The organism is Streptomyces sp. NPDC044719 (genome assembly GCF_056433405.1).
Genome location: NZ_JBWKHE010000001.1, coordinates 425,430 through 450,136, shown reverse-complemented (window position 1 = coordinate 450,136; position 24,707 = coordinate 425,430). Strand labels below are relative to the sequence as shown.

General features: G+C 73.1%; 19 protein-coding genes. 7 read left to right on the top strand and 12 right to left on the bottom strand.

Annotated elements, in window-relative coordinates:
• Nucleotides 1-130: 130 nt before the first annotated feature.
• From AC07DF_RS02145 to AC07DF_RS02135, 3 genes are all read right to left on the bottom strand, one after another.
• Complete coding sequence (locus tag AC07DF_RS02145) at nt 131-1,462, bottom strand: helix-turn-helix domain-containing protein (RefSeq protein WP_478966073.1); 1,332 nt, start codon at nt 1,460-1,462, stop codon at nt 131-133.
• A 395-nt stretch (nt 1,463-1,857) separates the two neighbouring features.
• On the bottom strand, nt 1,858-2,295 hold the full coding sequence (locus tag AC07DF_RS02140; protein ID WP_478967549.1) for a DUF3017 domain-containing protein: 438 nt from the start codon (nt 2,293-2,295) through the stop codon (nt 1,858-1,860).
• 145 nt (nt 2,296-2,440) lie between these two features.
• A complete protein-coding gene (locus AC07DF_RS02135; protein ID WP_478966071.1) occupies nt 2,441-3,295 on the bottom strand; it encodes a bifunctional methylenetetrahydrofolate dehydrogenase/methenyltetrahydrofolate cyclohydrolase in 855 nt (284 codons plus the stop codon).
• 276 nt (nt 3,296-3,571) lie between these two features.
• Between AC07DF_RS02135 and AC07DF_RS02130 the strand changes: the two genes are divergently transcribed.
• The 4 genes from AC07DF_RS02130 to AC07DF_RS02115 all read left to right on the top strand — a co-directional run bounded on the left by AC07DF_RS02130 (nt 3,572) and on the right by AC07DF_RS02115 (nt 7,348).
• Nucleotides 3,572-4,150 carry a hypothetical protein gene (locus AC07DF_RS02130; RefSeq protein WP_478966069.1) on the top strand — a complete coding sequence of 193 codons (579 nt, stop codon included), beginning with the start codon at nt 3,572-3,574 and terminating at the stop codon, nt 4,148-4,150.
• A 133-nt stretch (nt 4,151-4,283) separates the two neighbouring features.
• Nucleotides 4,284-5,030, top strand: coding sequence for an FHA domain-containing protein (locus AC07DF_RS02125; protein ID WP_478966067.1), 747 nt, complete (start codon nt 4,284-4,286; stop codon nt 5,028-5,030).
• Entirely contained in the window at nt 5,027-6,586 is a 1,560-nt protein-coding gene (locus AC07DF_RS02120; protein ID WP_478966065.1) for a protein kinase domain-containing protein, read from the top strand. The genes AC07DF_RS02125 and AC07DF_RS02120 overlap by 4 nt, the downstream gene beginning before the upstream one ends.
• A gap of 168 nt (nt 6,587-6,754) precedes the next feature.
• Nucleotides 6,755-7,348, top strand: a complete 594-nt coding sequence (locus tag AC07DF_RS02115) for an ALF repeat-containing protein (RefSeq protein ID WP_478966063.1) — start codon at nt 6,755-6,757, stop codon at nt 7,346-7,348.
• Nucleotides 7,349-7,399: 51 nt separating this feature from the next.
• Here the strand turns inward: AC07DF_RS02115 and purH are convergent, their stop codons facing one another.
• Both purH and purN read right to left on the bottom strand, forming a co-directional pair.
• Nucleotides 7,400-8,965: a bifunctional phosphoribosylaminoimidazolecarboxamide formyltransferase/IMP cyclohydrolase gene (gene purH, locus AC07DF_RS02110; RefSeq protein ID WP_478966061.1), complete on the bottom strand. Its 1,566-nt coding sequence runs from the start codon at nt 8,963-8,965 to the stop codon at nt 7,400-7,402.
• The gene (gene purN, locus AC07DF_RS02105) at nt 8,962-9,600 is read right to left on the bottom strand and encodes a phosphoribosylglycinamide formyltransferase (protein WP_478966059.1); all 639 of its coding nucleotides are present in this window, start codon (nt 9,598-9,600) and stop codon (nt 8,962-8,964) included. Before purN ends, purH begins: the two co-directional genes overlap by 4 nt.
• 344 nt (nt 9,601-9,944) lie before the next feature.
• Between purN and AC07DF_RS02100 the strand changes: the two genes are divergently transcribed.
• Nucleotides 9,945-10,721, top strand: coding sequence for a hypothetical protein (locus AC07DF_RS02100; protein WP_478966057.1), 777 nt, complete (start codon nt 9,945-9,947; stop codon nt 10,719-10,721).
• A 16-nt stretch (nt 10,722-10,737) separates the two neighbouring features.
• Here the strand turns inward: AC07DF_RS02100 and AC07DF_RS02095 are convergent, their stop codons facing one another.
• Entirely contained in the window at nt 10,738-12,969 is a 2,232-nt protein-coding gene (locus AC07DF_RS02095; protein WP_478966055.1) for a cell division protein PerM, read from the bottom strand.
• 96 nt (nt 12,970-13,065) lie between these two features.
• Here AC07DF_RS02095 and AC07DF_RS02090 point away from each other — a divergent pair, with 96 nt between their 5' ends.
• Nucleotides 13,066-14,322, top strand: a complete 1,257-nt coding sequence (locus tag AC07DF_RS02090; RefSeq protein ID WP_478966053.1) for a helix-turn-helix domain-containing protein — start codon at nt 13,066-13,068, stop codon at nt 14,320-14,322.
• An 87-nt stretch (nt 14,323-14,409) separates the two neighbouring features.
• Here AC07DF_RS02090 and sucD read toward each other — a convergent pair whose 3' ends face one another.
• The 6 genes from sucD to AC07DF_RS02060 all read right to left on the bottom strand — a co-directional run bounded on the left by sucD (nt 14,410) and on the right by AC07DF_RS02060 (nt 23,186).
• Complete coding sequence (gene sucD, locus AC07DF_RS02085; RefSeq protein WP_193481601.1) at nt 14,410-15,294, bottom strand: succinate--CoA ligase subunit alpha; 885 nt, start codon at nt 15,292-15,294, stop codon at nt 14,410-14,412.
• Between the two features lie 21 nt (nt 15,295-15,315).
• A complete protein-coding gene (gene sucC, locus AC07DF_RS02080; RefSeq protein ID WP_399775858.1) occupies nt 15,316-16,494 on the bottom strand; it encodes an ADP-forming succinate--CoA ligase subunit beta in 1,179 nt (392 codons plus the stop codon).
• A 507-nt stretch (nt 16,495-17,001) separates the two neighbouring features.
• The gene (locus AC07DF_RS02075) at nt 17,002-18,054 is read right to left on the bottom strand and encodes a hypothetical protein (protein ID WP_478966050.1); all 1,053 of its coding nucleotides are present in this window, start codon (nt 18,052-18,054) and stop codon (nt 17,002-17,004) included.
• 223 nt (nt 18,055-18,277) lie between these two features.
• The gene (locus AC07DF_RS02070; protein WP_478966048.1) at nt 18,278-19,441 is read right to left on the bottom strand and encodes a VWA domain-containing protein; all 1,164 of its coding nucleotides are present in this window, start codon (nt 19,439-19,441) and stop codon (nt 18,278-18,280) included.
• Between the two features lie 139 nt (nt 19,442-19,580).
• Entirely contained in the window at nt 19,581-22,016 is a 2,436-nt protein-coding gene (locus AC07DF_RS02065; protein ID WP_478966046.1) for a DUF5682 family protein, read from the bottom strand.
• A 51-nt stretch (nt 22,017-22,067) separates the two neighbouring features.
• Nucleotides 22,068-23,186 (bottom strand): ATP-binding protein, encoded by a 1,119-nt coding sequence (locus AC07DF_RS02060; protein WP_478966044.1) that lies wholly within the window; start codon nt 23,184-23,186, stop codon nt 22,068-22,070.
• A 145-nt stretch (nt 23,187-23,331) separates the two neighbouring features.
• Between AC07DF_RS02060 and AC07DF_RS02055 the strand changes: the two genes are divergently transcribed.
• Nucleotides 23,332-24,687, top strand: coding sequence for an SWIM zinc finger family protein (locus AC07DF_RS02055; protein WP_478966042.1), 1,356 nt, complete (start codon nt 23,332-23,334; stop codon nt 24,685-24,687).
• Nucleotides 24,688-24,707: the final 20 nt, after the last annotated feature.

Sequence of the window (24,707 nt, the reverse complement as noted above, 5' to 3'; positions counted from 1 at the left end):
CCCCCGGCCATTCCTCCGTCTGCGAAATTCGTTCGGACCGGGTCCGAGACGCCCCTCCAGGGGCGCGGGGAACTGCGCGAACAACCCCCACCGGCCCACACCCGCTGCCCGCTGCCCGCTGCCCGCAGGCCTACTCCGTGCAGCCCTGCTCGCCCGAGGCCAGGGTCGCGCAGGCCTTGGCGTCGGCGGCGTTCTTCACCGCCACCATCGGGGTGTACGCGATCGCGTCGCCGGCCACGGTGATGCTCCCGGACTGCTTCGCCTTGCCCGCGCTGATCTCGACCTCGTCGCCCTGGGTCGCCTGGGTGACACGGCCCCAGGCCGCCTTGCAGGTCTCGCTGTAGCGGACCTCCACGACGGCGGTGCCGACGGTCGCGGTCTGCGCCGTGGTGACCAGGTCACCACTGCACCCCATGGCCTCCGCGTCCTTGCCGGTGCAGCTGTCGCCGCTGCACTTCACACCGGGCGGCAGGTCCGGGTTCGTGGTGGCGCTCGGCTTGGGCGACCTGGTACCGCCCTTGGCCTCGTCGTCGCCACCGCCGCCGGTGAGATAGAACGCGCCGGCGATCACCACGAGCACGCCCACGACACCCGCGAGGAACGTCACGGTCCGCCGCTTGCCCCCGGCGGAGCCCTTCGCCCGGGACGGGGCGGCGCCCCGCGGCGACCGGTGCTGCGAACCCGCGCCCGAACCCGGCGTCCGGGCAGGCCCGTCGGGCGCCCCGGCGGGAGTACTGCCGCCCGCACCGGGCCTGGACCCGCTGCCGCTGCCCGGGCCACTGCCGGGACCGCTGCCGATGCCGCTGCCGCTGCCGGCGGAGCGGCCGCCCGTCGGCGACGGACCCTGGTACCCGGCGATGCCCCACGAGTTGACCCCGGTCGCACCGCCCCGGCCGCCGTCCTCCCGCACACCACCGCTGGTGGAGGAGTCCTGGACCTCGGGCGCCGTCGGCTGCGGCGGCACGGTCGGGGCCACTCCGGCCGGCCCCGCGATACCCGGCGTGACGGTGGCGCTGCCGCTCCTGCGGGCGGGCTTGTCCGCACCCCGGGAAGCCGGCTTGCCCGAAGCGCTCTTGCCGCCGGAGGCCGTCGTACCGCCGCTCTTGGAGCCGGCCGACGGGTCGCCGAAGTCCTGCCCGCCGAACTCCCCGAGCGCGGCGCGCGCCTGGGAGATCCGGATGGCCTCCATCGTCATGTCGTGCCGCATCTCCGAGCGGCTCCAGGCGCGCTCGGCGAGCTCCCACATGGTGGTCAGGTGCAACGGGTTGGTCCCGGTCACCTCGGCCAGCGCCACGATCGCGCCCTTGGGCGCGAGCAGCCGGCCGTTCAGATAACGCTCCCACGACGTCTTGCTGTAGCCCGTGCGGTCCGCCACCGACGCGATGCTCAGACCACTGCGGTCCACGAGTCTGCGCAGCTGGCTGGTGAACTCCCTGATCTGTGGATCGAGCTCATCCGGCAAGGCCCTCCAACGAGGCATTGCTTCCCCCCTCTTCCCCCCGGCCGTGCCGGTCGTGCTGATATGTCCCGCGCTGTTCGCCCCGCGCGTTGGCGGCCTCGGCCGAGTCCCCGTTCTGGTTACCCACAGGGATGCGCACACTCAGGATCTCAGTTCCCCGACCGGGGGCGCACAGAAGCATGAAGACAGCGCGCGATACACCCTGGACCGTCCTGATTGTCCACGCCAACCCCGTCGTCGCACTACTTCGTGCGGAATTCACCAGAGGAAGTACCGGAACTGTCACTTCCGTGCCACAGCGCTCTGACAGCCGTTGAACAGGCCGTTCGCCGTGCAGGAGGGTTGGTCCGTGGCGGCGGCCCGTCCTTCCTCGGGGGAGAGGACGGACCGCCGTCGGGTCATCCGCTGGTGACCGTGAAGTGCAGCGTGTCCTTCAGGAACGGGATCTGCAGCCACGGCTTCGGCTGTGCCATCAGTGCCAGCAGGACGATGGTCAAGCCCAGCACGCCGTACGTGACGATGTCCGTGAAGCGGGAGCGGACGGCGAGCATGCCGACGTCCGGCAGCAGCCAGCGCATCACGCCACCGCCCAGCAGGGCGGCTCCGATCAGCAGCGTCCCGAGCCGGAACTGGTCGAAGGCGGTCACCAGCAGCCCGAGCCCCACGAGCCCCAGCACGGCGAGAACGGGCCACTGCCGCACAGGCGCCGGCGCGTCCCCGGACACGGCCCGGCCACCGCCCTCGGGCCGCGCGGTGTCCCTGGTGAACAGCGGGAACCGCCGGGTGACCCGCCGCGCCCGCCCCTCGGCGTCGGGCGCGCTGACCGGGTCCCGCACGGTGAGGCCGTCTTCGCCCTCCGCGGGCCCGTCCGCCCCGTCCGGAGCGCTCGGCCCGACCTGCTCCTCCGGCTCGGTCGAAGCGATCGGGCCTGCCTGCCCGGTCTCGGCGCTCCCGCCGCCCGCCGCGCTGCGCGCGCTCCGGTCAGCCGACACTGCGCTCCGCCGCCTCGACCACGTTGACGAGCAGCTGGGCACGGGTCATCGGGCCGACTCCGCCGGGGTTCGGGGAGATCCAGCCGGCGACCTCGGCCACGTCGGGGTGGACGTCGCCCACGATCTTGCCCTCGGCGCTGCGGGAGACACCGACGTCCAGGACGGCAGCGCCCGGCTTGACGTCCTCGGCGCGGATCAGATGGGCGGAACCGGCCGCGGCGACGATGATGTCCGCGCGCTTGAGGTGCGCCGACAGATCACGCGTGCCGGTGTGGCACTGGGTCACCGTCGCGTTCTCGCTGCGCCGCGTCAGCAGCAGCGGCATCGGCCGGCCGATGGTCACGCCCCGGCCGACCACCACGACCTCCGCGCCCTTGATCTCCACGCCGTAGCGGCGCAGCAGGGTCAGCACGCCGTTCGGGGTGCAGGGCAGCGGGGCCGGCTCGTTCAGGACCAGGCGGCCGAGGTTCATGGGGTGGAGCCCGTCCGCGTCCTTGTCCGGGTCCATCAGTTCCAGGATGCGGTTCTCGTCGATGCCCTTGGGGAGCGGCAGTTGCACGATGTACCCGGTGCAGGCCGGGTCCTCGTTCAGTTCGCGGACGGCGGTTTCGATCTCCTCCTGCGTCGCCGTCGCGGGCAGCTCGCGCTGGATCGAGGCGATGCCGACCTGCGCGCAGTCGCGGTGCTTGCCGGCGACGTACTTCTGGCTGCCGGGGTCGTCCCCGACCAAAATCGTGCCGAGGCCGGGCGTGACGCCCTTCTCCTTCAGCGCCGCCACGCGGGCGGTCAGATCGGACTTGATCGCGGCTGCGGTGGCCTTGCCATCGAGAATCTGGGCGGTCATGACCCCATCCTCGCGGATGACCCGCCCACGGTTCCAATCCGGCCACAATCCGGGCACCGGGGGCCGCTCCTCCCGTATCCGCCCATGATCAGCGATGTTGCACTTGCACAACACATCAGGAATGCGGCTGGACAAGCCCGTCACCGGTGCAGAACGATGACATGACAAGTGCCGCGGGCAGTTCAACGGGGGGACGGTCGCAATCTGAAGTACTTCTCCTCCGTGCGGATGCCCCGCGTCGTCCCCGCACTCGGAACCAACGGAGGAAATCCAGCCATGAGCTACGGCGACCCGAACAACCCCTACGGCGCTCCCCAGGGGCAGCCGCAGCAGCCTGGCTACGGCTACCCGCAGCAGCAGGGCCAGGCGCCCGGCTACGGCTACCCGCAGGCCCCTCCGGTGTCTCCCTACGGCGGCGGCCCCGCCGCGCCGACCACGATGCCGGGCTCGGTGAGCGCGGCCCGCGCGATGATGTGGGTGATCGTCGGTCTGCAGGTCGTCGGCGTGGCGCTGATGGCCTTCGCCGCCGCGGCCCTCAACGCGGCCAAGGACGACGAGTCCCTCCAGGACAACACCGCCTTCCAGGACCTGGTCGGCCAGTCGACCGGCGTGATCTGGGGCTACGCCGTGTTCGGCCTGGCCTGGCTGGTGTTCGGCGCGGTCCTGGCGACGAAGTTCAAGTCCGGTGGCAACAGCGCCCGGATCACCATCCTGGTCTTCGCGATCATCACGGCCGTCCTGGGCATCTACCCGTTCGTCATCATCGGCCTGGTGCACACCATCCTGGCCGTCCTGGTCGCGGTGTTCGTCGGCAACGCCAACGGCAAGGCCTGGTTCAACCGCCCCAAGTACTGAACGGGCCCGGTCGACCGGACCAGTTCACGCCAATCACACCCAAGGGCCGTGTCTCACCCGTACGAGGGGGGCACGGCCCTGGTGCGTCGCCCTAGTCTGACGGTGGTAGCTGTTCAGGCACGGGGAGAGCACCTTGTACAGCATCATCGTGGTACCTCCGCCGACCACGGAGGACGAGCGAAACCGCACCCAAGTCAGACTCGCGCCCGGCGAACGCCTCACCTTCGGCCGGTCCGCGCACGGCAACGACCTGCCCATCCCCCACGACGGGGTCTCCCGCCGGGCCGGTGAGATCACCGCGCAGGGCGCCTTCTGGATCCTGAGCAACCTCAGCCGCGACCAGACCTACGTGGTGGAGAACCCGGAGGGCGCGGGCGAACACGTCAAGGTGGCGCCCGGGCGGCTGGACGCGCCGATCCCCTTCGAGTTCTCGCGGATCGTGCTGCCCGCCGCCGGCGACCTGCTGCCGCTGGAGGTGTGGGCGCCGCGCCACGACTACCTCAGCGGCGCTGGCGGCCTCGACGGCGCCACGACCGCGCCGGCCTTCTCCGTCGACCGCGGCAAGCGCTACTTCGCGGTGCTGGCCGCCCTGTGCGAACCGCGCCTGCGTGGCACCCCGCACGCCCCGCTGCCCACCGTCGACCAGGTCGCCGACCGCCTGCGCCCCACCTGGCCGGCCGCGTCCCGCACGGCCGTGCAGTGGAACATCGACTACCTCGCCGTGAAGCTCCGCCTCAAACCGGGCCCGGAGAGCGCCGACACGGGCCCTCGGCTCAACGGCAAGAAGGAGTCCCTGGTCTCCCTGGCGCTCCGCTTCGACCTGGTCCGGGAGGACGACCTGGGCGTCCTGGCCGCCCCGCCGGGCGAGGTGACCCGGTGAACGAGGCCTATGCGGTGCCCGTGCCGAAGGGCTACCGGGTCGGCGCCTGGGAGGTGCGCGAGCCGATCGCGACCGGCGCCTTCGGCAGTGTGTACGCCGCCCGGCGCGTCGGCGAGAGCACGGAGCTGCCCCGGACCGCCGCCCTGAAGTTCCTGCCCACCGGTACGGCCACGCCCCGCCGGCTCAGCCACCTGCGCGAGCTGATCGAGCGGGAGGTCGCGCTGTACCGGCGGCTGAAACACCCGCGGCTGGTGCGGATGTACGAGACGCTGACCGTCGACGACCCGGGCCGCCCGGAGCTGGACGGCGCCACCGTCCTCGTCCTGGAGCGGGCCAAGGGCTCCCTGTCCGCCCTGCTCACAGCGGTGCCCCGGCCCGAGGCGGGTCCCACGCTGCTCGCGCAGATCTGCGAGGGACTGGCCCAGCTGCACGACGCCGGCTGGGTGCACGGCGACCTGAAACCGGCCAACGTGCTGCTGATGGAGGACGGTTCGGTCCGGCTGGCCGACTTCAACATGGCGGCCGAGCTGGAGGGCACCCACGCCTACACCCCGGCCTTCTCCACCCCCGACTACACGCCGCCCGAGCTCCTGTGGACCGAGATCGGCGAACGGGGCCGCCGGATCCGGCCGTCCGCCGACGTGTGGGCCTTCGGCGTCCTGGCCCACCTCGTCCTCACCGATTCCTTCCCGCTGCCCGGCGCCACTCCGACGGCCCGTCGCGACGCGGCGGCGGCCTACGCCCGCGGCACCGACGAGCTGCGTCTGTCGCCCGAACTGGCCGACGACTGGCGGGAGATCGTACGCGCCTGTCTGACCCGGACGTACCAGGACCGCATCACCGGCGAGGCACTGCTGCGCCGCGTCCGGGCGGCTGCCGCCGGGACGGCGCACCGGCCCTTCCGGCTGCCCCTGCTGCGCCCGGCCCGCCGCCACACGGTCCGTACGTCCGTCGCGGCCGCCATGGCCGTCGGCGCGCTCGCCGCCCTCGCCTACGGCGTCAGCGTCTGGGCCGGCGGTCCCCCCGGCGGCGGTGGCCCCGGCGCGACCGCGAACGTCCCGGCCGCCGCGTACGGCGCCTCCGACCTGCGCACCGACCGGGGCGTCCCGCCCGCCTACCGGCTGCTGATCGTGGAGACGGCGCACGACTGCGACCAGAAGGAGGTCACCCCTGCCCTGATCGCCGCCATGCTGAAGGTGGAGAGCGACTTCGACCCGGATCTCTCCGACCCCGCCAACGACGAGTACGGCATCGCCCGCTGGACCCCGCGCGTCCTGCGCTGGTGGATGAACGAGGACGGCACTCCCGGCGAGACCGTCCCCCGGCCCCCCTTCCCGCCCGCCGAGTCCATCCCGGCCATGGGCCGCTACCTGTGCTGGATCGCCCCGCGCCTGGAGCCCGGCCTGCGGGGCGAGAGGCGGGTGCTGGTCGCCGCCGCGTACCGGACGTCGTACAAGACGGTGAACGACGCGGGCGGCGTTCCCCCGGACACTCGTACCTACACCGACCGCGTCGCGCACTACCTCAAGGAGTACAGCCCGCCCGGGAAGAAGTGACCCTGAGAGTTCCGAGGTGCCTCAGCGGTCGGGGACCGTGCCGGCAGCGCCGGGAAAATGCGAGGACCCGCACGCCGGGGGATGTGAGGATGTCCGCACCGACGGCCCGGCCCAGCCCGGTGCCGCCCCGGATCATCCAACTTCCTTGCACTGAAGGCAGGTTCACGCATGAGACGCACCCGCGGTGCCCTGGCGGCCGCCGCCGCCCTGACGCCCGTCCTCCTGCTCGCCACCCCGGCCGTCGCAGCCGGCCCGGCCGCCGTGGCCCCCGCCGTGACGGCCGCGGCGACGACGGACGGCACGCCGGTGGACGAGATGTCGGAGGAGGAGCTCCGGATAGCGATCCTCCGCATCATGGCCGACGAGGACAGCGGACGGGGCGTCAAGAGGGAGGCCACCGAGGCCCTCGACGGCACGGTGGAGGACATGCGTGCCTTCCTCAAGACGGGCTACCGCCTCGCGCAGGCCGAGGACGACCGCGTCGCCATCGTCCGCATCATCGGCGACCCGGACTCCGGACGAGGCGTCAAACGCGAAGCCACCAAGGCCCTCGACACCAACACCCCCGAAGCCCTGCGCGCCTTCCTGGAAACCGGCTACCGCCTCGCCCAGGCCGAAGACGACCGCGTCGCCGTCGCCCGCATCCTGGCCGACCCGAACATCAGCGCGGCACTGCGCGCGGCCGCCGAGGACGCCATCGACGGCACTCCGGAGGAGCTGAGGTACTTCCTGGAGGTCGGGCGGTACGAGGTCGACGGCTGACGCGTCGGGAGCGGGCCGGCGGGGTCGCGCCGGCCCGCTCCGTCAACGGGCTCAGTGGAAGAAGTGGCGCGTTCCCGTGAAGTACATCGTGATGCCGGCCTTCTGCGCGGCCTCCACGACCAGCTCGTCACGGACCGAGCCGCCGGGCTGGACGATGGCCTTGACGCCCGCGGCACCCAGGACGTCGATGTTGTCGGGGAACGGGAAGAACGCGTCCGACGCGACGTAGGAGCCCCGGGCCCGCTCCTCCCCGGCCCGCTCCACCGCGAGCTTGCAGGAGTCGACCCGGTTGACCTGCCCCATGCCGACGCCGACCGAGGCGCCGTCCTTGGCCAGCAGGATCGCGTTGGACTTCACCGCACGGCAGGCCTTCCAGGCGAACGCCAGCTCGGCCAGTTCGCCGGCGCTCAGCGCCTCGCCGGTCGCCAGCGTCCAGTTCGCCGGGTCGTCGCCGTCGGCCTGGAGCCGGTCCGTCACCTGCAGCAGCGCACCGCCGTCGATCGGCTTGACCTCGACGGGGGCGGCGGGCCCGTCGGGGCAGCGCAGCACACGGATGTTCTTCTTCTTGGTGAGGGCCTCCAGGGCCCCCTCCTCGTAGCCGGGCGCGACGATGACCTCGGTGAAGATCTCGGCGACCTGCTCCGCCATCTCCTTGCTGACCGGGCGGTTGACCGCGATCACGCCGCCGAACGCCGACAGCGGGTCACAGGCGTGCGCCTTGCGGTGCGCCTCGGCGACATCCGCGCCGACCGCGATACCGCAGGGGTTGGCGTGCTTGATGATCGCGACGGCCGGCTCGGCGTGGTCGTACGCGGCACGGCGGGCGGCGTCCGTGTCCGTGTAGTTGTTGTACGACATCTCCTTGCCGTGCAGCTGCTCGGCCTGGGCGAGGCCGCCGCCCTCCGGGGAGACGTAGAGCGCGGCGGGCTGGTGCGGGTTCTCGCCGTAGCGCAGGGTGTGCTCGCGCTCCCAGGTGGCGCCGAGGAAGTCGGGGAACCGCGACTCGTCGACGGGCGCGTAGGAGGAGGCGAACCAGGACGCGACGGCGACGTCGTAGGCGGCCGTGTGCTGGAAGGCCTCGGCGGCGAGCCGCTTGCGGGTGACCAGGTCGAAGCCACCGCTCTGGACGGCCTTGAGCACATCGGCGTACCGGGCCGGGCTGGTGACGACCGCGACCGACGGGTGGTTCTTGGCGGCGGCGCGGACCATCGAAGGACCGCCGATGTCGATCTGCTCGACGCACTCGTCGGGCGAGGCGCCCGAGGCGACGGTCTCGCGGAACGGGTAGAGGTTGACGACGACCAGGTCGAACGGCTCGACGCCCAGCTCGGCGAGCTGCCGCTGGTGGTCCTCGAGGCGCAGGTCGGCGAGGATGCCGGCGTGAACCCTGGGGTGCAGGGTCTTGACGCGGCCGTCCAGGCACTCGGGGAAGCCGGTGAGCTCCTCGACCTTGGTGACGGGGACGCCGGCAGCGGCGATCTTCGCGGCCGTGGAGCCGGTGGAGACGAGCTCGACCCCGGCCTCGTGGAGCCCACGCGCGAGGTCCTCGAGCCCGGTCTTGTCGTAGACGCTGACGAGCGCCCGGCGAAGGGGCCGCTTGTTGCTGTCGGCGGTCACTGGATAACTACCTTTCGTCCCTCAATGCGATAGCCGTTGCGGGCGAGCCGCCCCACGACCTCGACGAGCAGCCTTCGCTCGACGTCCTTGATGCGCTCGTGCAGAGCGCTCTCGTCGTCCTCGTCCCGGACCTCGACCACGCCCTGGGCGATGATCGGGCCGGTGTCGACGCCGTCGTCGACGAAGTGGACGGTGCAGCCGGTGACCTTGGCGCCGTACACGAGCGCGTCCCGCACGCCGTGGGCTCCCGGGAAACTGGGCAGCAGGGCGGGGTGCGTGTTGACGAACCGGCCGCCGAACCGCTCGAGGAACTCCTTGCCGACGATCTTCATGAAGCCGGCGGAGACGACGAGGTCGGGCTCGAAGGCGGCGACGGCCTCGGCGAGGGCGGTGTCCCACTCCTCGCGGCTCCCGTGGTCCTTGACCTTGCGGACGAAGGTCGGCAGCCCGGCGCGCTCGGCCCGCGCCAGCCCCTCGATGCCCTCGCGGTCGGCGCCGACGGCCACGATCTCGGCCCCGTACGCCTGCGCGCCGGTGGCGGCGATCTCGTCGAGGAGCGCCTGCAGATTGGTGCCCGATCCGGAGACCAGCACGACGAGGCGCTTGGCGCGCGGGGCCACGGGCTTGGCGGCCACGGTGGGGCCTTTCTTCGGGGAAGCGTCTGTCCGGCGGCCGGACCGTGACGTTTGTACATTCATACGAATGCTTCGGGCCCCCTGATACGGGGAAGCCTACGAACCGGCCGACCGTCAGCAACGATACCGGCACACCGGACGGCCCCCACGGGACGGGGGCGTAGCCGGGAGGTAGCGTCTGGGCGGAGCCGGTTCGGGAACGCCGTCCGGGCGTGGTGCGTTCAAGAGGGTGACGGAGCCGGTCCCGACGCCGCACCGACCTCTGTCCGTCCAGTCCTGATCGTCCAGTACTGATCCTCCAGTCCACTCACCGTCCTACTCACCAACGGGAAGACGCTCACTTGATGCCGGACCGCAGCCTGCGACTCCTCACGTTCCCCCCGCCGTCGGCACAGGGAGGGGAGCGCGGCGCCGTGCTGCTGCGGGAGCGCCCCAGCTCACCGCCCGACGCCCCGTCGGACGGCTCCCGCGGCGACGGGCGAGGGCGCGGCTCCCAGGAGGACAACCCCTTCGCCCCGCCGCCCGAGGGCACCCCGGACCGGCCCTGGCAGCCGCGCCGCCCGTCGGGCGACGACTCCCAGGACGGCGACGGGGGCGACCGTGCGCCGTGGGGCAGTCAGTGGAGCGACCGGCAGCCCGGCCGCTCCCCCGACGGCTTCGGTGAGCGCCCCCGCGGCGGCCCCGAGGGCCAGGGCGGCCCCCAGGGCGGCCCGAACCTCCGCTGGGACCCGACGGACCCCTCGCAGCGCCGGGCGCGCTATGCCCTGCTGTCGGGCATGTGGGCCTTCTTCTTCGCCCTGTTCAGCTGGCCGTACGTGGCGCTGCTGCTCGGCGCGCTCGCCCTCTACTGGGGCATCAGCGCGCTGCGCGCCAAGCCCCGCAGGTCCGACCCGGACTCCCCGGCCCCCGAGCAGCCGGGCCGCCCCCAGACGACCGCCGCGGTCAGCGGCCTGGTCACGGCGTCCCTGGCGATCGCCCTGGTCGCCGCGTCCTTCACGGCGCAGCTGGTCTACAGCGACTACTACACGTGCACGAACGACGCCCTCACGAATCAGGCCGAGAAGTCCTGCGCGAAGCTGCTGCCGGAGGAGCTGCGGGGCCTGCTGGGGTCGAGAGGCTGAGGCGCCCCCGCCCCCGTCAGGGGCTGTCGGAACCCGGAGCCGGGTCGGCCGGCAGGAAGTCGTAGGGCTCGTAACCGGCGTCGTCGTCCTGGCCTTGCGGGCCGTACAGCGCGTCGTGCTCGAAGGGCGCGTAGGGGACGTAGGGCAGATCCGGTGAGAGGTCCGGGGTGCGAGATGCCGCAGCCCCACCCGACGCCGAGCCACCACGCGCCTGGCCCGGCGCACCCTTGCCGTCCTTGCCCCCGCGACCGACTCCGACTCCCCCGGCGACTCCGGCACTCTTGCCGCTCCTGACACCCCAGGCGACTCCGGATTCCCCGGCGCCCTTGGCGATCCCGGGCTGCTCGGCGTTCCCGGGCTGCTCGGCGTTCCCGGGCTGCTTGGCGTTCCGGGGCTGCTTGGTGCTCCGGGGCTGCTTGGCGTTCCCGGCGCCCCAGGCGTCTCCGGCATCCCCAGCGGCTCCGGCCCCCTCGGCGCCCCAGGCGTCTCCGGCACCCCCGGCGACTCCGGCCCCCTCGGCGCCCCAGGCGTCTCCGGCATCCCCAGCGGCTCCGGCCCCCGCGGCGCCCCAAACCTCTCCGGCTTCCCCGGCGACTCCGGCTCCCTCAGCGCCCCAGGCGGCTCCCAATTCCCCTGCGGCGCCTACCTTGCCCCCGGCGCCCGTGGTGCGTCCGGACCGGCCGGTGCCTCCGGCGGCCCCGGCGGCCCCGGTGGTCCCGGCAGCCCCGGTGGTCCCGGCAGCCCCGGTGGTCCCGGCAGCCCCGGTGCGCGCGGGCCAGTCGCCTCGGCGGCTCGTCCGCCCGGCCCTGCCGACGCCGGCGCTCTCCTCGCGCTGTTTGCCGATCGCCGGTTCCTCCGCCTTGGGTGGCCGGCGGCGCCAGAGTCCCACCCCCACCGCTGTCGGGACGGAGACCACCGTCAGCCAGGCCAGGGTCGCCGCGCCCACCTGCCACCACACCGGTCCAAAACGGGCCAGTACGGCGATCCCGAGCGGCCCGCCGGCCAACGCGGCGAGACCCGCGAGCACGGCCGCGCACAGGAGCGCCGCCAGAGCGGCGGCGCAGGCGCCGCGCCACGGTGACCAGCCGGCGCCCCGCCCGCCGCGCTCTTTGGAGGCCGCCCCGCGCGCCACGGTCCGGCCCATCACCACCCCGGCGACCACCGGCACGACGCCGGCCGCCCAGTGCACGAACGCCCCCTGCCCCGCTTCCGGCACCGCCGCCAGCAGTGGAAACGGCGGCAGGAACGGTGGCGGGGCGGAGGACAGCGGGCCGACGACATGGCCGGCGCCGAGCGCGAAGCCGGGGCCGAGGGCGTACGCGGCGCCCCATACCGCCGCGTTCGGCAGCAGGGCCGCGCACAGCAGCAGGACCGCGAACCGCCCCGACCATCCCTCGGTCAGCAGGAGCCACGACGCCTGGGCCTGCGTGCCGTGCCCCACCAGCGACACCGCCACCAGCAGCGCACCGCCCCCGAGCAGCACCGCCACTCCCGCCGCCGCGGCCCGGGTGGCGGCACCCGGGCGCCCGTCCGCGCCGTAGACCAGCGGCCGCAGGCCCGTCGGCAGGACCCGCAGCAGGCGCCGCAGCGGCCCGCCCGGGCGGCCGTACGCCGACCACACACCCACCCCCGCCGCCAGGACGGCGACCAGCGGAACGTACACGCCCGTCCACAGCCACGACGGCCGCAGCACCCCGCCGGCGGCGAACAGCGCGGCGGGCAGGGCGACGGCCAGGTAGCCGAGGACGACACCCGTCCACGCGGTGCGGGCGGCGACCAGCGGTGGCCCCGCGCCGTCGATCACCTCGGCATCCTCGGGGCGCTCCAGATCCTCGATCGTCGCGATGCCCTTGAAGCCGCCGGCGTCGTCCTCCTCCGCCGCCCCGCCGTCCGTGGCGTCGCGTGCCGCCCGGAGCAGCAGCCACACGGGCAGCACGAGCAGGAGCAGCGGCGGGATGCCCACGGGGGCCGGGAGGCCGGAGAGCGTGTCGACGCGGACCAGTTCGGCCCCGTGGGCCAGCAGCCACAGGGCCGCCGTGACGTGCAGCACACCGCCGGGCCCGCTGTCGGGGTACGGCGAGGTGATCCACAGCATCATCACCAGCACGGCGAACCACGCGAGCCCCAGGCCCGCCGCCACCGCACCACTCACGAGGGCATCACCCAGTCCGGGCGAACGGTCGCGCACCCGGGCGAGCAGGAGCGCCGGCAGACGGCGGCGAGCGGTCATCTTGATCACGCCCGCCATGCTGCCAACGACACGCGCTTTCCCGTCGTAACAGGCGAACCACCGTTGTGTCGCTCAATATACGTTTATGTACTTTTCCGTACCCAGGGGCGCCCTGTGACCCAGAGCCCCGCCCTCCAGCTCCCTCCGCCCAAGGAACGCCGACGCCTGCGCGAGGCCGCCTCCCTGACGCGGGCTCAGCTGGCTTCCCGGGTGGGCGTCACCAGCGAGACGGTGCGCGGATGGGAGACCGGCCGCGCGACGCCACGCGGCCGGAAGGGGGAGAAGTACGCGAGGCTGCTGAACTCGCTGGGCGGGCAGCGGGAGGTGACGGAGCCTCATACGAGCGTCGCCACGGCCGATCGGGGCAGGGCCTCCGCCCGGGTCAGGGGCGCCGGGAGCCGCCCGCCCGCCCGGGACCGGGACCGCGCCCATGTCGCCGACCGGGGCCGCGCCCCCGCCCACGCCCCTGCCCCCGACCGCGGCCGCACCACCCCCCGCGTCACCCTCGCCGGCCTCAGCCGGGCCCCCGGCCGTACGAAGACCCCGCACCGGCCGGACGACGCGACCTCCGCGCTCGACCCCGAACAGGCCTTCGACGCGCTGTACGCCTTCTGCGCTCCCGCGCTGGTCCGGCAGGCCTATCTGCTGACCGGGCGCCGCGAGCTGGCCAGGGAGTCCGTCGAGCGGGCCTTCCAGATCGCCTGGCAGCGCTGGCCCGAGGTGGCTCGCGACCGGGACCCGGCGGGCTGGGTGCGCGCGGTGTCGTACGAGTGCGCGCTCTCCCCGTGGCACCGGCTCCGGCCCCGCTACCGGCACCCCGAGCCGCCCCCGCCCGACGCGTTCGACCGCGCGCTGATGGACACCCTGCTGAGGCTCCCGCCGTCGTACCGCCGCACGCTGCTGCTGTACGACGGCGTCGGCCTCGGCCTGCCGGAGACGGCGGCGGAGACGGAGGCGAGCACCCGCGCCGCCGTGAACCGGCTGACGCACGCGCGCGAGGCGGTCGCCGAACGGCTGCCGGAGCTGGCGGACCCGGAGGTCCTGCACTGGCGGCTGGTCGAACTCGCCTCCACCGAGCGGCTGCGGGCCGCCAAGCCGCTGGTGGTACGGCGGGCCGGGGAACGCCGGGCCCGCCTCTGGACCCGGGCCGCCATCGCCTTCACGGCCCTGCTGATCGGAACCACGGTGCTCACCGTGCGTACGGCCCCGACGCGCTACGAGCCGCCCGTACCGGCGGGCGAGAGCGTCCAGGGCGTACCGCCACCGGTCGCGCCCGGACCGCTGTCGGAGTCGGAGCGGCACCTGCGGAGCAAGCTCCTGCGCGAGGAGCAGCAGCGGGGGCCGGACCGGCTGATGCCGCAGCCCCGGTGACGGCAGCGCCGGAGTGGCCTCCGGAAAACAGCGGTGGGCCCGCCCCCGTGCGGGGAGCGGGCCCACCTGTGAGCCGTGAGGCGCTGCTCAGCCGGCGAGGATGGCGCGGGCCAGCTTCGCGGTCTCGGTCGGCGTCTTGCCGACCTTGACACCGGCGGCCTCGAGGGCCTCCTTCTTCGCGGCGGCCGTGCCGGAGGAGCCGGAGACGATGGCGCCGGCGTGGCCCATGGTCTTGCCCTCGGGCGCGGTGAAGCCCGCGACGTAGCCGACGACCGGCTTCTTCACGTTCTCCTTGATGAAGGCCGCGGCCCGCTCCTCGGCGTCGCCGCCGATCTCACCGATCATCACGATCAGGTCGGTGTCGGGGTCGGCCTCGAACGCGGCGAGCGCGTCGATGTGGGTCGTGCCGATGACCGGGTCGCCACCGATGCCGACGGCCGAGGAGAAGCCGATGTCACGCAGCTCGTACATCATCTGGTACGTCAGCGTGCCGGACTTCGAGACCAGGCCGATGCGGCCCGGCTTCGTGATGTCGCCCGGGATGATGCCGGCGTTCGACTGGCCCGGCGTGATGAGGCCGGGGCAGTTCGGGCCGATGATGCGGGTCTTGTTGCCCTGCGACACGGCGTAGGCGTAGAACGCGGCCGAGTCGTGGACGGCGATGCCCTCGGTGATGACGACCGCGAGCGGGATCTCGGCGTCGATGGCCTCGACGACGGCGGCCTTGGCGAAGGCCGGCGGCACGAAGAGGACGGATACGTTGGCGCCCGTCTTCTCGATCGCCTCGGCGACCGTGCCGAAGACGGGGATGTCGTTGCCGTCGATGTCGACCGACGTGCCCGCCTTGCGGGGGTTCACGCCACCGACGATGTTCGTGCCGTCGGCCAGCATGAGCTTGGTGTGCTTCATGCCCGTGGCACCGGTCATGCCCTGGACGATGACCTTGCTGTCCTTGTTGAGGAAGATAGCCATGGCTGTTTAGTCCCTCGTCCCTTACTTCGCAGCCGCGAGCTCGGCGGCCTTGTCGGCCGCTCCGTCCATGGTGTCCACGCGCTGCACCAGCGGGTGGTTGGCATCGGAGAGGATCTTGCGGCCCAGCTCCGCGTTGTTGCCGTCCAGACGGACGACCAGGGGCTTGGTGACTTCCTCGCCCTTGTCCTTGAGCAGCTGCAGCGCCTGGACGATGCCGTTGGCGACCTCGTCGCAGGCGGTGATGCCACCGAAGACGTTGACGAAGACGGACTTGACGTCCGGGTCGCCGAGGATGATCTCCAGGCCGTTCGCCATGACGGCGGCGGAGGCGCCACCACCGATGTCGAGGAAGTTGGCGGGCTTGACGCCACCGTGCGCCTCACCGGCGTACGCGACGACGTCCAGGGTGCTCATGACGAGACCCGCGCCGTTGCCAATGATGCCGACCTCGCCGTCGAGCTTGACGTAGTTGAGGTTCTTCTCCTTGGCGGCGGCCTCGAGCGGGTTGGCCGCGTCCTTGTCCTGGAGGGCCTCGTGCTCCGGCTGACGGAACTCGGCGTTCTCGTCCAGGGAGACCTTGCCGTCCAGGGCGATGACCTCACCGGAGGCGACCTTGGCCAGCGGGTTGACCTCGACCAGGAGGGCGTCCTCCTCGACGAAGGTCTTCCACAGGGTGACGAGGATGTTCGCGACCTTGTCGGCGACCTCGGCCGGGAAGTTCGCGGCCTCGACGATCTGGCGGGCGACCTCGGGGGTCACACCGACGTTGGCGTCGATCGGCGTCTTGGCGACGGCCTCGGGGCGGGTCTCCGCCACCTCCTCGATCTCCATGCCGCCCTCGACGGAGGCGATGGAGAGGAAGGTGCGGTTGGCACGGTCCAGGAGGAAGGAGACGTAGTACTCCTCCACGATCTCCGGGGCCGTCTCGGCGATCATCACCTTGTGGACCGTGTGGCCCTTGATGTCCATGCCGAGGATGTTGGTCGCGTGCTCGACCGCCTCGTCGGTGGTCGCCGCCAGCTTCACGCCGCCGGCCTTGCCACGGCCGCCGACCTTCACCTGGGCCTTGACGACGGACTTGCCACCGAGGCGCTCGGTGGCTGCGCGGGCCGCCTCAGGCGTGTCGATGACTTCACCGGCCAGCACCGGTACATCGTGCTTGGCGAAGAGGTCCCTCGCCTGGTACTCGAACAGGTCCACGCGCTTCCGTCCCTATCAGTGATCTCGCGGTTCGTTGTCTGCGTGGGCGTGCCGCGAGGGCAACGTGACGTCCGCCGTCTGTCAGTCACAAGGGAGGCGCACACGGTGTCCGAGCGCGCGGCATGTCCGTCTCGCAGGTTATCGCTGCTTGCAGGAGGCCCCTAAATCGAGGGTCACACCTGAGCGGTGATACCTGTCACATGATGCCGCGCTCTCTGGCACAGCGTGCCTGGGGTGAGGGGCCTCACCGGGCTGGGGTAGACCCGGTGAGGCCCGCCGAGCACCCTCGAAGGAACACAAAGGCCCAGTTCAGGACCCTGCTCTCCGGGGGGTGGGCCGGTCGGTCCCCACCCCAATGGGGACCGGCCGACCTCATCCACGAGGTTTCGGCCTCGGACCGTCGACGGCTTTCGACCGTCCGGGCGTGAGGGCTCGCGGAGTCTCAGGGGGAGGAACGCGCCCCCGCGCGACAGATCCGTACGGCGGAGGAGCGGTGGTCTGGCTCAGCTAGCCGGGAAAGACGGGGACGTCCCGGTGACTGTCCCGGGTACCGGCCACGCGGGTGCGGTCGGCGACACCGCGCACGAGGCTCAGCGGAGCCCGGCTGCTCGGCGTGACGGCATGCGCGTCCCCGTGACGCGGTGTGCCGTGGTCGGCCATGGAACGGTTGCAGAGGGTGCCGTCCGGACGACCTCCGGGCACGTGACCGACCGGGGCGGCGTCTCCGACGCTCGCGGAGGCTCCGGTGTGCACTGCGTGTCTGAGGTGGTGCGCGCGGCCGTGAGCTGTGTGGTCGTGGGCTGCGCGGTCGGCGTGTGGGGCGCGGTACTGGTCGCCGTACGGGCCGTGCGGGCCGTACGGGCTGTGCGCCACGGGGGACGCCTCCCCGGTCGGGGCCGGGGCCGGCGTGGCCGGGGCGGCAGGGGTGTCGGCCGGCTGCGGGTCGACCGTGACGGGCGCGGTCGCGGGCAGGGGGTGACTCGGGAACTCCGGATAGCCGGGGAGCCCGGGCTGAGGGGGCACTTCCGGCACCGCGACGTCACTCTCGGGCGGAGTCGGCGGAGCGGCCGGCCCCGGCAGCCCGGGCAGGCCCGGCAGCACCGGCGACTCGGGCACGGCCGGAGGGCCGGGCACGGACGGCAAGCCGGGGAGCACGGGCACGGATGGTGCCTTCGGCAGTACGGAGAGGCCCGGCAGCTCCGGCAGGTCCTCCAGCTCCGGCAGCGAGGGGGCCTTCGGAGGTACCGGCAGCTTCGCCTGCGCCTTCACCAGCTCCCCGCTGACCGACTTCCTCGCGTCATCCACCACTCGTACGACGCGGTCGGCCGAAGCGTGCGCGTCGGGTCGGACCAGCTGCCCCTGCCCGCCGGCCAACCGCCCGGCCGCACTCTCCGCCGACACCCGCGCACCGTCCGCCGCATACGCCCGCTCGCCGCACAGCAGCGCGATGACGAGCACCCCGCCCACCAGCAGCGCCACTTGGAGCGCACGCCGCCCGGCCGCCGTGCGCAGCATGCGCACAGCGGCATCGGCATCGGACAGGGCTGCTGACGAGGTCAAGAGGGGGAGCTTCCTCCCGTGCGACGGAACAAGTGCGGAACGCATCACGCGTCACGGGCAACGAGTCGGCACAACGCGGTACTGCCCGGCGCGGCGCGGCGCCCTGCCGAGCAGGCGCTGATCCTCGCACGGGAGTGCGGAGGTCGCGCAAGCCCCTCGCTATTGACGGCCCGTCATATCCGTTTTGCCGAACCGAATCGGACGACGACGCGTCGACAAATCGTCACACCGCGTCCGGTATCGGCAGCGGCCGCTTCTCGATCGCCGCCGCCATCACCTCCGGGAACAGGTCGGGCGTGCAGGCGAACGCCGGTGCCCCCAGCGCCGCGAGGGCGGCCGCGTGCTCCCGGTCGTACGCCGGTGCCCCCTCGTCCGAGAGCGCCAGCAGCGTCACGAACTGCACCCCTGAGGCCTTCATCGTCGAGACCCGCTTGAGCATCTCGTTCCGGATGCCCCCTTCGTAGAGGTCGCTGATCAGCACGACCACCGTCTCGGCGGGTCGGGTGATCTGCGACTGGCAGTACGCCAGCGCCCGGTTGATGTCCGTACCGCCCCCGAGTTGCATGCCGAACAGCACGTCGACCGGGTCGTCGAGCTGGTCCGTCAGGTCGGCTACCGCCGTGTCGAAGACGACGAGTCGCGTGGAGATCGTCCGCATCGAGGCGAGCACCGCCCCGAACACCGACGCGTACACAACCGATGCCGCCATGGATCCCGACTGGTCGATACAGAGGATGACCTCCTTCTTGGTGGACTGGGACGCCCGCCCGAACCCGATGAGCCGCTCCGGCACGATCGTTCGGTACTCGGGCAGGTAGTGCTTGAGGTTGGCCGCGATGGTGCGGTTCCAGTCGATGTCGTGGTGGCGGGGCCGGTTGATACGGGCGCTGCGGTCGAGGGCGCCGGTGAGGGTGGCCCGGGTACGGGTGGCGAGCCGCTTCTCCAGGTCCTCGACGACCTTGCGCACGACGGCCCGTGCCGTCTCCTTCGTCGTCTCCGGCATCGCCTTGTTGAGCGACAGCAGCGTGCCCACGAGATGCACGTCGGCCTCCACCGCCTCCAGCATCTCCGGCTCCAGCAACAGCGTGGCGAGACCGAGCCGGTCGATGGCGTCGCGCTGCATGACCTGCACGACGGAGGACGGGAAGTACGTCCGGATGTCCCCGAGCCAGCGCGCCACGGACGGCGCCGACGCCCCGAGCCCCGCCGAACGGTCCCGGCCTCCCTGCGGCTTCTCCCCCTTTCCGTAGAGCGCGGTGAGCGCCCCGTCCATCGCCGCGTCCTGGCCCGACAGGGCGCATCCGGTGCCGTCCGCCGCGTCGCCCCCGAGCACCAGCCGCCACCGCCGCAACCGCTCCTGCGCCGGGTCCGTCACCTCGGTCGTCATCCGTGCCCTCCCCCGCGAAGCCGTTCCCACAGCGGGACCACCGGCACGGTCGTCGCCGGCCGGCCTTCCGTCCCGGGCCCGTTGCCGATGCTGCTGGCCGCTTCCGTCCTCGGAGCCGGCTTCCTCGGTCCTTCGGTCGTCATCCCGTCACCCCCGCCAGGTCGCTTCCGGTCTTCTCATCCGCCTCGTCCAGCCCGAGCAGCAGCCGCACGACCGGCAGCACGGCATCCGCGCGCGCCGTGTCGAGCTCGGCCGCGAAGCCGGGTATGCCGGAGCCGGCCGCCGCCGGGCCGCCCCCGGCCCCGGGTCCGCGCCGGACCAGCTCGCCGAGGGTCCGGCGCACCCCGGGCTCGTACGCCGAGAACGTCCGCCGCAGCAGGGGCAGCACGTCCGTGAAGGCCGCCGCCGGAACGCCGGTCAGCCAGGCGTCGACCAGCCCGAGCAGCCGCTCGTCGTGCACCAGGAGCATCCCGCCGCCGGAGCCTCCTCCGACGAAGCCCTCGATCCACGCGGCCGCGTCCGCGGGCGGTGTGCCCGGTGACAGGACGAGCCCCATGAGCAGCGCCGCCTCGTCCTGCGCCAGCTCCCCGTCGTCGAGCAGGAGCCGCACGGCCCGCCCCCGGATCACACCGGGCACGGTGTCCCGCCCGCACAGCACGCGCAGCACCGACTGCCAACGGCCTCTCAGATCGCCGTGTTCCGCCGCGGGCGCGTCGCCCAGGAGCCCCACGGCCCCGTGCACGGCGTCCACATGACGCCGCATCTCCTCGGCGGCATCCCCGTCGAGCGCGGCGCAGGCCGGGGGCAGACCGACGAAGACCCGCTCGGCCAGCCCAGCGGCGACCTCTGCCAGGGCCCCGGTGTGTGTGCCGCGCACATCGCCGTAGCGCAGGGAGCGGACCAGGGCCGGCAGCGCCTGCGCGAGATGGCCGACGTCCGTGTCGAGGGCCGCCCGGTCGGCGAGGATGCGCATCACCGTGGGCAGGGCGTCGGGCAGTTCGGCCAGCAGGCAGCGCTCGGCGAGCGCGGTGACATCGGCGAGGCCCTGCGCGGCGACTCCGTCCGCCTCGGCCTTCGCGGTCGCGGCGGACAGTACGGTCGTCCCCCACACGCCGGCCTCGGCGACCCGCACCGACAGCTCGGGCTCCCAGCGCAGCCGCCAGGTCTCCCGGAACGTGCCCGTACTGCCCCGCGAGGCGGCCGGTTCGCCCCACTCGACTCCGAGCAGCCGCAGCCGGTGCAGCAGCCTGCTGCGGCCGGCGTCGGTCTCCTTGCGCAGGTCGAGCTCCAGCTCCCGCTCCAGTGCCTCCGGCTTCAGCCGCAACCTGCGCTGGAGCCGGGCGAGGTCCCGCTGCAACGGAACCGCCGGCGCCGTCGGCGGCACCTCCCCCAGCACGTCCCCCACGACCAGCCGGTCGTGCACCAGCGCCAGCGGTACGTCCGAGCCCTCGCACATCACGGCCCGCACCGCGTCGGTCGTCTCGCTCAGGCCGGGCAGCGGCCGCCCGCGCATCGCCGCGAGCGTCTCGGCCAGCCGCACCGCCTCGATGACATGCGCGGAGGAGACGATCCGGTCCTCGGCGCGCAGCAGCCCGGCCACCTTGGTCAGCCACCGCTCGACCGGCCGGTCCGGGGCGCCGAACAGATGCCCGTACCAGCCAGGCGACTCGATCCCGGCCCCGTATCCGCTGATCCTGGACAGCCTGCGGTGAGTCCACGGCACCCACGTCATGTCGGTCTTGACCTTGGGCAGCCCCTTCAGCAGCGCCTTGTCGGCGGCGACGGTCGTCTTCTGCCGCAGGGCGGGGACGTGCCAGGCGCCGCAGACGACGGCGACGCCGTCCTCGAATTCCCGCTGCGCGGCCCGCACCTGGAGCCGCATATAGGCCTCCCGCACCAGGTCCCGGACGTGTCCCCCGACGCCGTAGGTCTCCCGCAGCGCCCCCATGGCCTCCTCGAGCACAGTGAAGGGAGCGAGCGCGTCCCCCTTCCCCACGCCCCGGTGCTCCACGACGTCCTCCCACCACCGCTCCGGATCGTCGTATCCGGCGGTCTCGGCGAGCACGCCGAGCGGATCGATGCGCAGGTCGGCGGGGCCGGGGGCCGAGTCGCGATCGCCATCGCCTTCGCGATCGTCGCCGTCGCGGTCGCCGTCGCGGTCGCGGTGTTCATCGCCGTCACCGCCGCCGTCGTTCCCCGCCGCCTCCTCCTGCCTCCCCCAGGCCAGCGTGTGCGTGGCCGGCAGGTCGATGAAGCGGGCCGGGACGTCGTGTGCCAGGGCCCAGCGGATGGCGACCCACTCCGGGGAGAACTCGGCCAGCGGCCAGAACGACGAGCGGCCGGGTTCGTCCACGGCATGGGCGAGCAGGGCGACCGGAGGCCGCATCTCCTCGTCGGCGGCGAGCGGGATCAGGGCGTCGGCCTCGGGCGGACCCTCGATCAGCACCACCCTCGGCCGGGCCTCCTCCAGCGCAGCCCGCACCGCCCGGGCCGACCCCGGCCCGTGATGCCGCACCCCGAGCAGCAGCGGCCCGGCCCCGGCCCCCCGGCCCTCAGCCCTCTCCACGCCTGTCACGCCAGCTCCCTCCCCTCCACACGCACCTCTGACGGCCCCGCCCCGTACCGCTCACACGCTCACCTCACGGCAGGCCCGGTAGAAGTCCTTCCAGTCGTCGCGCTCGCGGACCACCGTCTCCAGGTACTCCTGCCAGATGACACGGTCGGCCGCCGGGTCGCGGACCACCGCGCCGAGGATGCCCGCGGCGACGTCGCCCGGCCGCAGCACGCCGTCGCCGAAGTGGGCCGCCAGGGCGAGTCCGTTGGTGACGACGGAGATCGCCTCGGCCGTGGAGAGCGTGCCGCTGGGCGACTTCAGCTTCGTCCGGCCGTCGGCCGTGACCCCGTCGCGCAGCTCTCGGAAGACCGTGACGACCCGGCGGATCTCGTCGAGGCCGTCGGGCGCGGCCGGCAGATCCAGGGAGCGGCCGATCTGGTCGACGCGGCGCGAGACGATGTCGACCTCGGCCTCGGGGCTCTCCGGCAACGGCAGCACCACTGTGTTGAAGCGGCGGCGCAGGGCGCTGGAGAGGTCGTTCACCCCGCGGTCGCGGTCGTTGGCCGTGGCGATCAGGTTGAAGCCGCGGACCGCCTGAACCTCCTGGCCCAGTTCCGGTATCGGCAGCGTCTTCTCCGACAGGATCGTGATGAGCGTGTCCTGCACATCGGCCGGGATGCGCGTCAGCTCCTCGACGCGGGCGGTCATGCCGTCGGACATCGCCCGCATGACCGGGCTGGGCACGAGGGCGTCGCGGCTCGGGCCGTGGGCGAGCAGTCGCGCGTAGTTCCAGCCGTACCGGATGGCCTCCTCGGGTGTGCCGGCGGTGCCCTGGACCAGCAGCGTGGAGTCGCCGCTGACCGCCGCGGCCAGGTGCTCGGACACCCAGGTCTTCGCGGTGCCGGGCACACCGAGCAGGAGCAGGGCGCGGTCGGTGGCGAGCGTGGTGACCGCGACCTCGACGATGCGGCGCGGACCCACGTACTTCGGTGTGATCACGGTGCCGTCCGGCAGTGTGCCGCCGAGCAGGTAGGTCGCGACGGCCCACGGCGACAGCTTCCAGCGGGCCGGGCGCGGGCGGTCGTCCTGCGCGGCGAGTGCGGCGAGTTCGCCGGCGAAAGCGTCCTCGGCGTGCGGCCGCAGCGCCTCGGCACCGTCGGTCTGCGACGTCGTTTCAACGGACACAGGCATGGCTGAGTCCCCCTCCAGCTCGGCCGGTTCGGATCTGACGACCACGTTGCACCACACCACTGACAATGCGTCCTGACCTGCGCAAACGTCCTGCCGGAGCCGCTCGCGGACCCGATTGTCAGTGGTGGGATCTACCTTCGATGGCATGACTCAGCAGGGGGTGCGCTGGACGGCGGACCAGGTGCTGGCACTGGCGCCTGACACCGCGTCACGCAAAGCGGGCAGCAAACTCGGCGCGGCGGGTCCGTGGTCCGAGGCGGGGAGTTCCGACGAGGGGACGGTGTGGGGGCTGTGCAAGGGCAGCGGAAGCAAGCCGTATCAGACGGTCATCGACATCGCGGACGCCTCCGGGCCCGCGTACAAGTGCAGTTGTCCGAGCCGCAAGTTCCCGTGCAAGCACGCTCTCGGGCTGCTGCTGCTCTGGGCGGGCGACGACGGAGCGGTGCCGTCGGGGCAGGCGCCGGAGTGGGCAGGACAGTGGATAGCGGGGCGACGAAAGCGCGCTGAGGAAAAGGGTTCGGGAGAGAGTTCGGCTTCGCCGTCCGGATCCGCTGGTCCGGAGGCGGCGCGGCGCCGTGCGGAGCGGCGGGCCGAGCGGGTCACAGCGGGTGCGGTGGAACTGGAGCAGCGCCTGACGGACCTGCTGCGCGGCGGGCTGGCGACAGCGGAGCAGTCCGGCTACGGCCTCTGGGAGGAGACGGCGGCCCGCATGGTCGACGCCCAGGCGCAGGGCCTTGCCGCCCGGGTGCGGGAGCTGGGGGCGATCCCGTCCACCGGTCCGGGCTGGCCGGTGCGGCTGCTGGAGGAGTGCGCGCTGCTGCATCTCCTCGGCCAGGGCTGGCTGCGCCGCGAGCGGCTGCCGGACGGCCTCGCCGCCACGGTCCGTTCACGGATCGGCCTGCCGGCCTCCGCGGAGGGCCCGGCGGTGCGGGACAGCTGGCTGGTGCTCGCCCAGTACGACACCACCGACCCACGCCTGACGACCCGCCGGATCTGGCTGCACGGCGCCGCCTCGCACCGCACCGTGCTGCTCCTCTCCTACGGCGCCGCCGGCCGCGCCCCGGAGCTGGCGCTGCCGGTGGGCCTGACCCTCGACGCCGAGATGTCCGCCTACCCGGGCGCCGGGCAACTGCGGGTGGCCCTGGGCGAGCAGTTCGCACCGCCCACGCCCACGGACATACGTCCGCCGGGGATGACGACGTCGCAGGCGGCGGCCCGCTACGGCGACGCCCTGCGCGACGATCCGTGGCTGGACTCCGTCCCGGTGACGCTGGACCGGGTCGTCCCCACCCCGGACGGCGGCTCCTGGCAGTTGGCGGACGCCGACGAGGACGAGGCGCTGCCGCTCACTCCCGCCGCACGTTCCAGGCCCGGCCTGTGGCGGCTGGTCGCCCTGTCGGGCGGTGCCCCGGTCACGGTCTTCGGCGAATGCGGCCACCAGGGCTTCACCCCGCTGACGGCCTGGCCCGAGGGCCCGGGCGACGCGGTGGCGCTGTGCTGAACCGACGGCGATGGACGGGT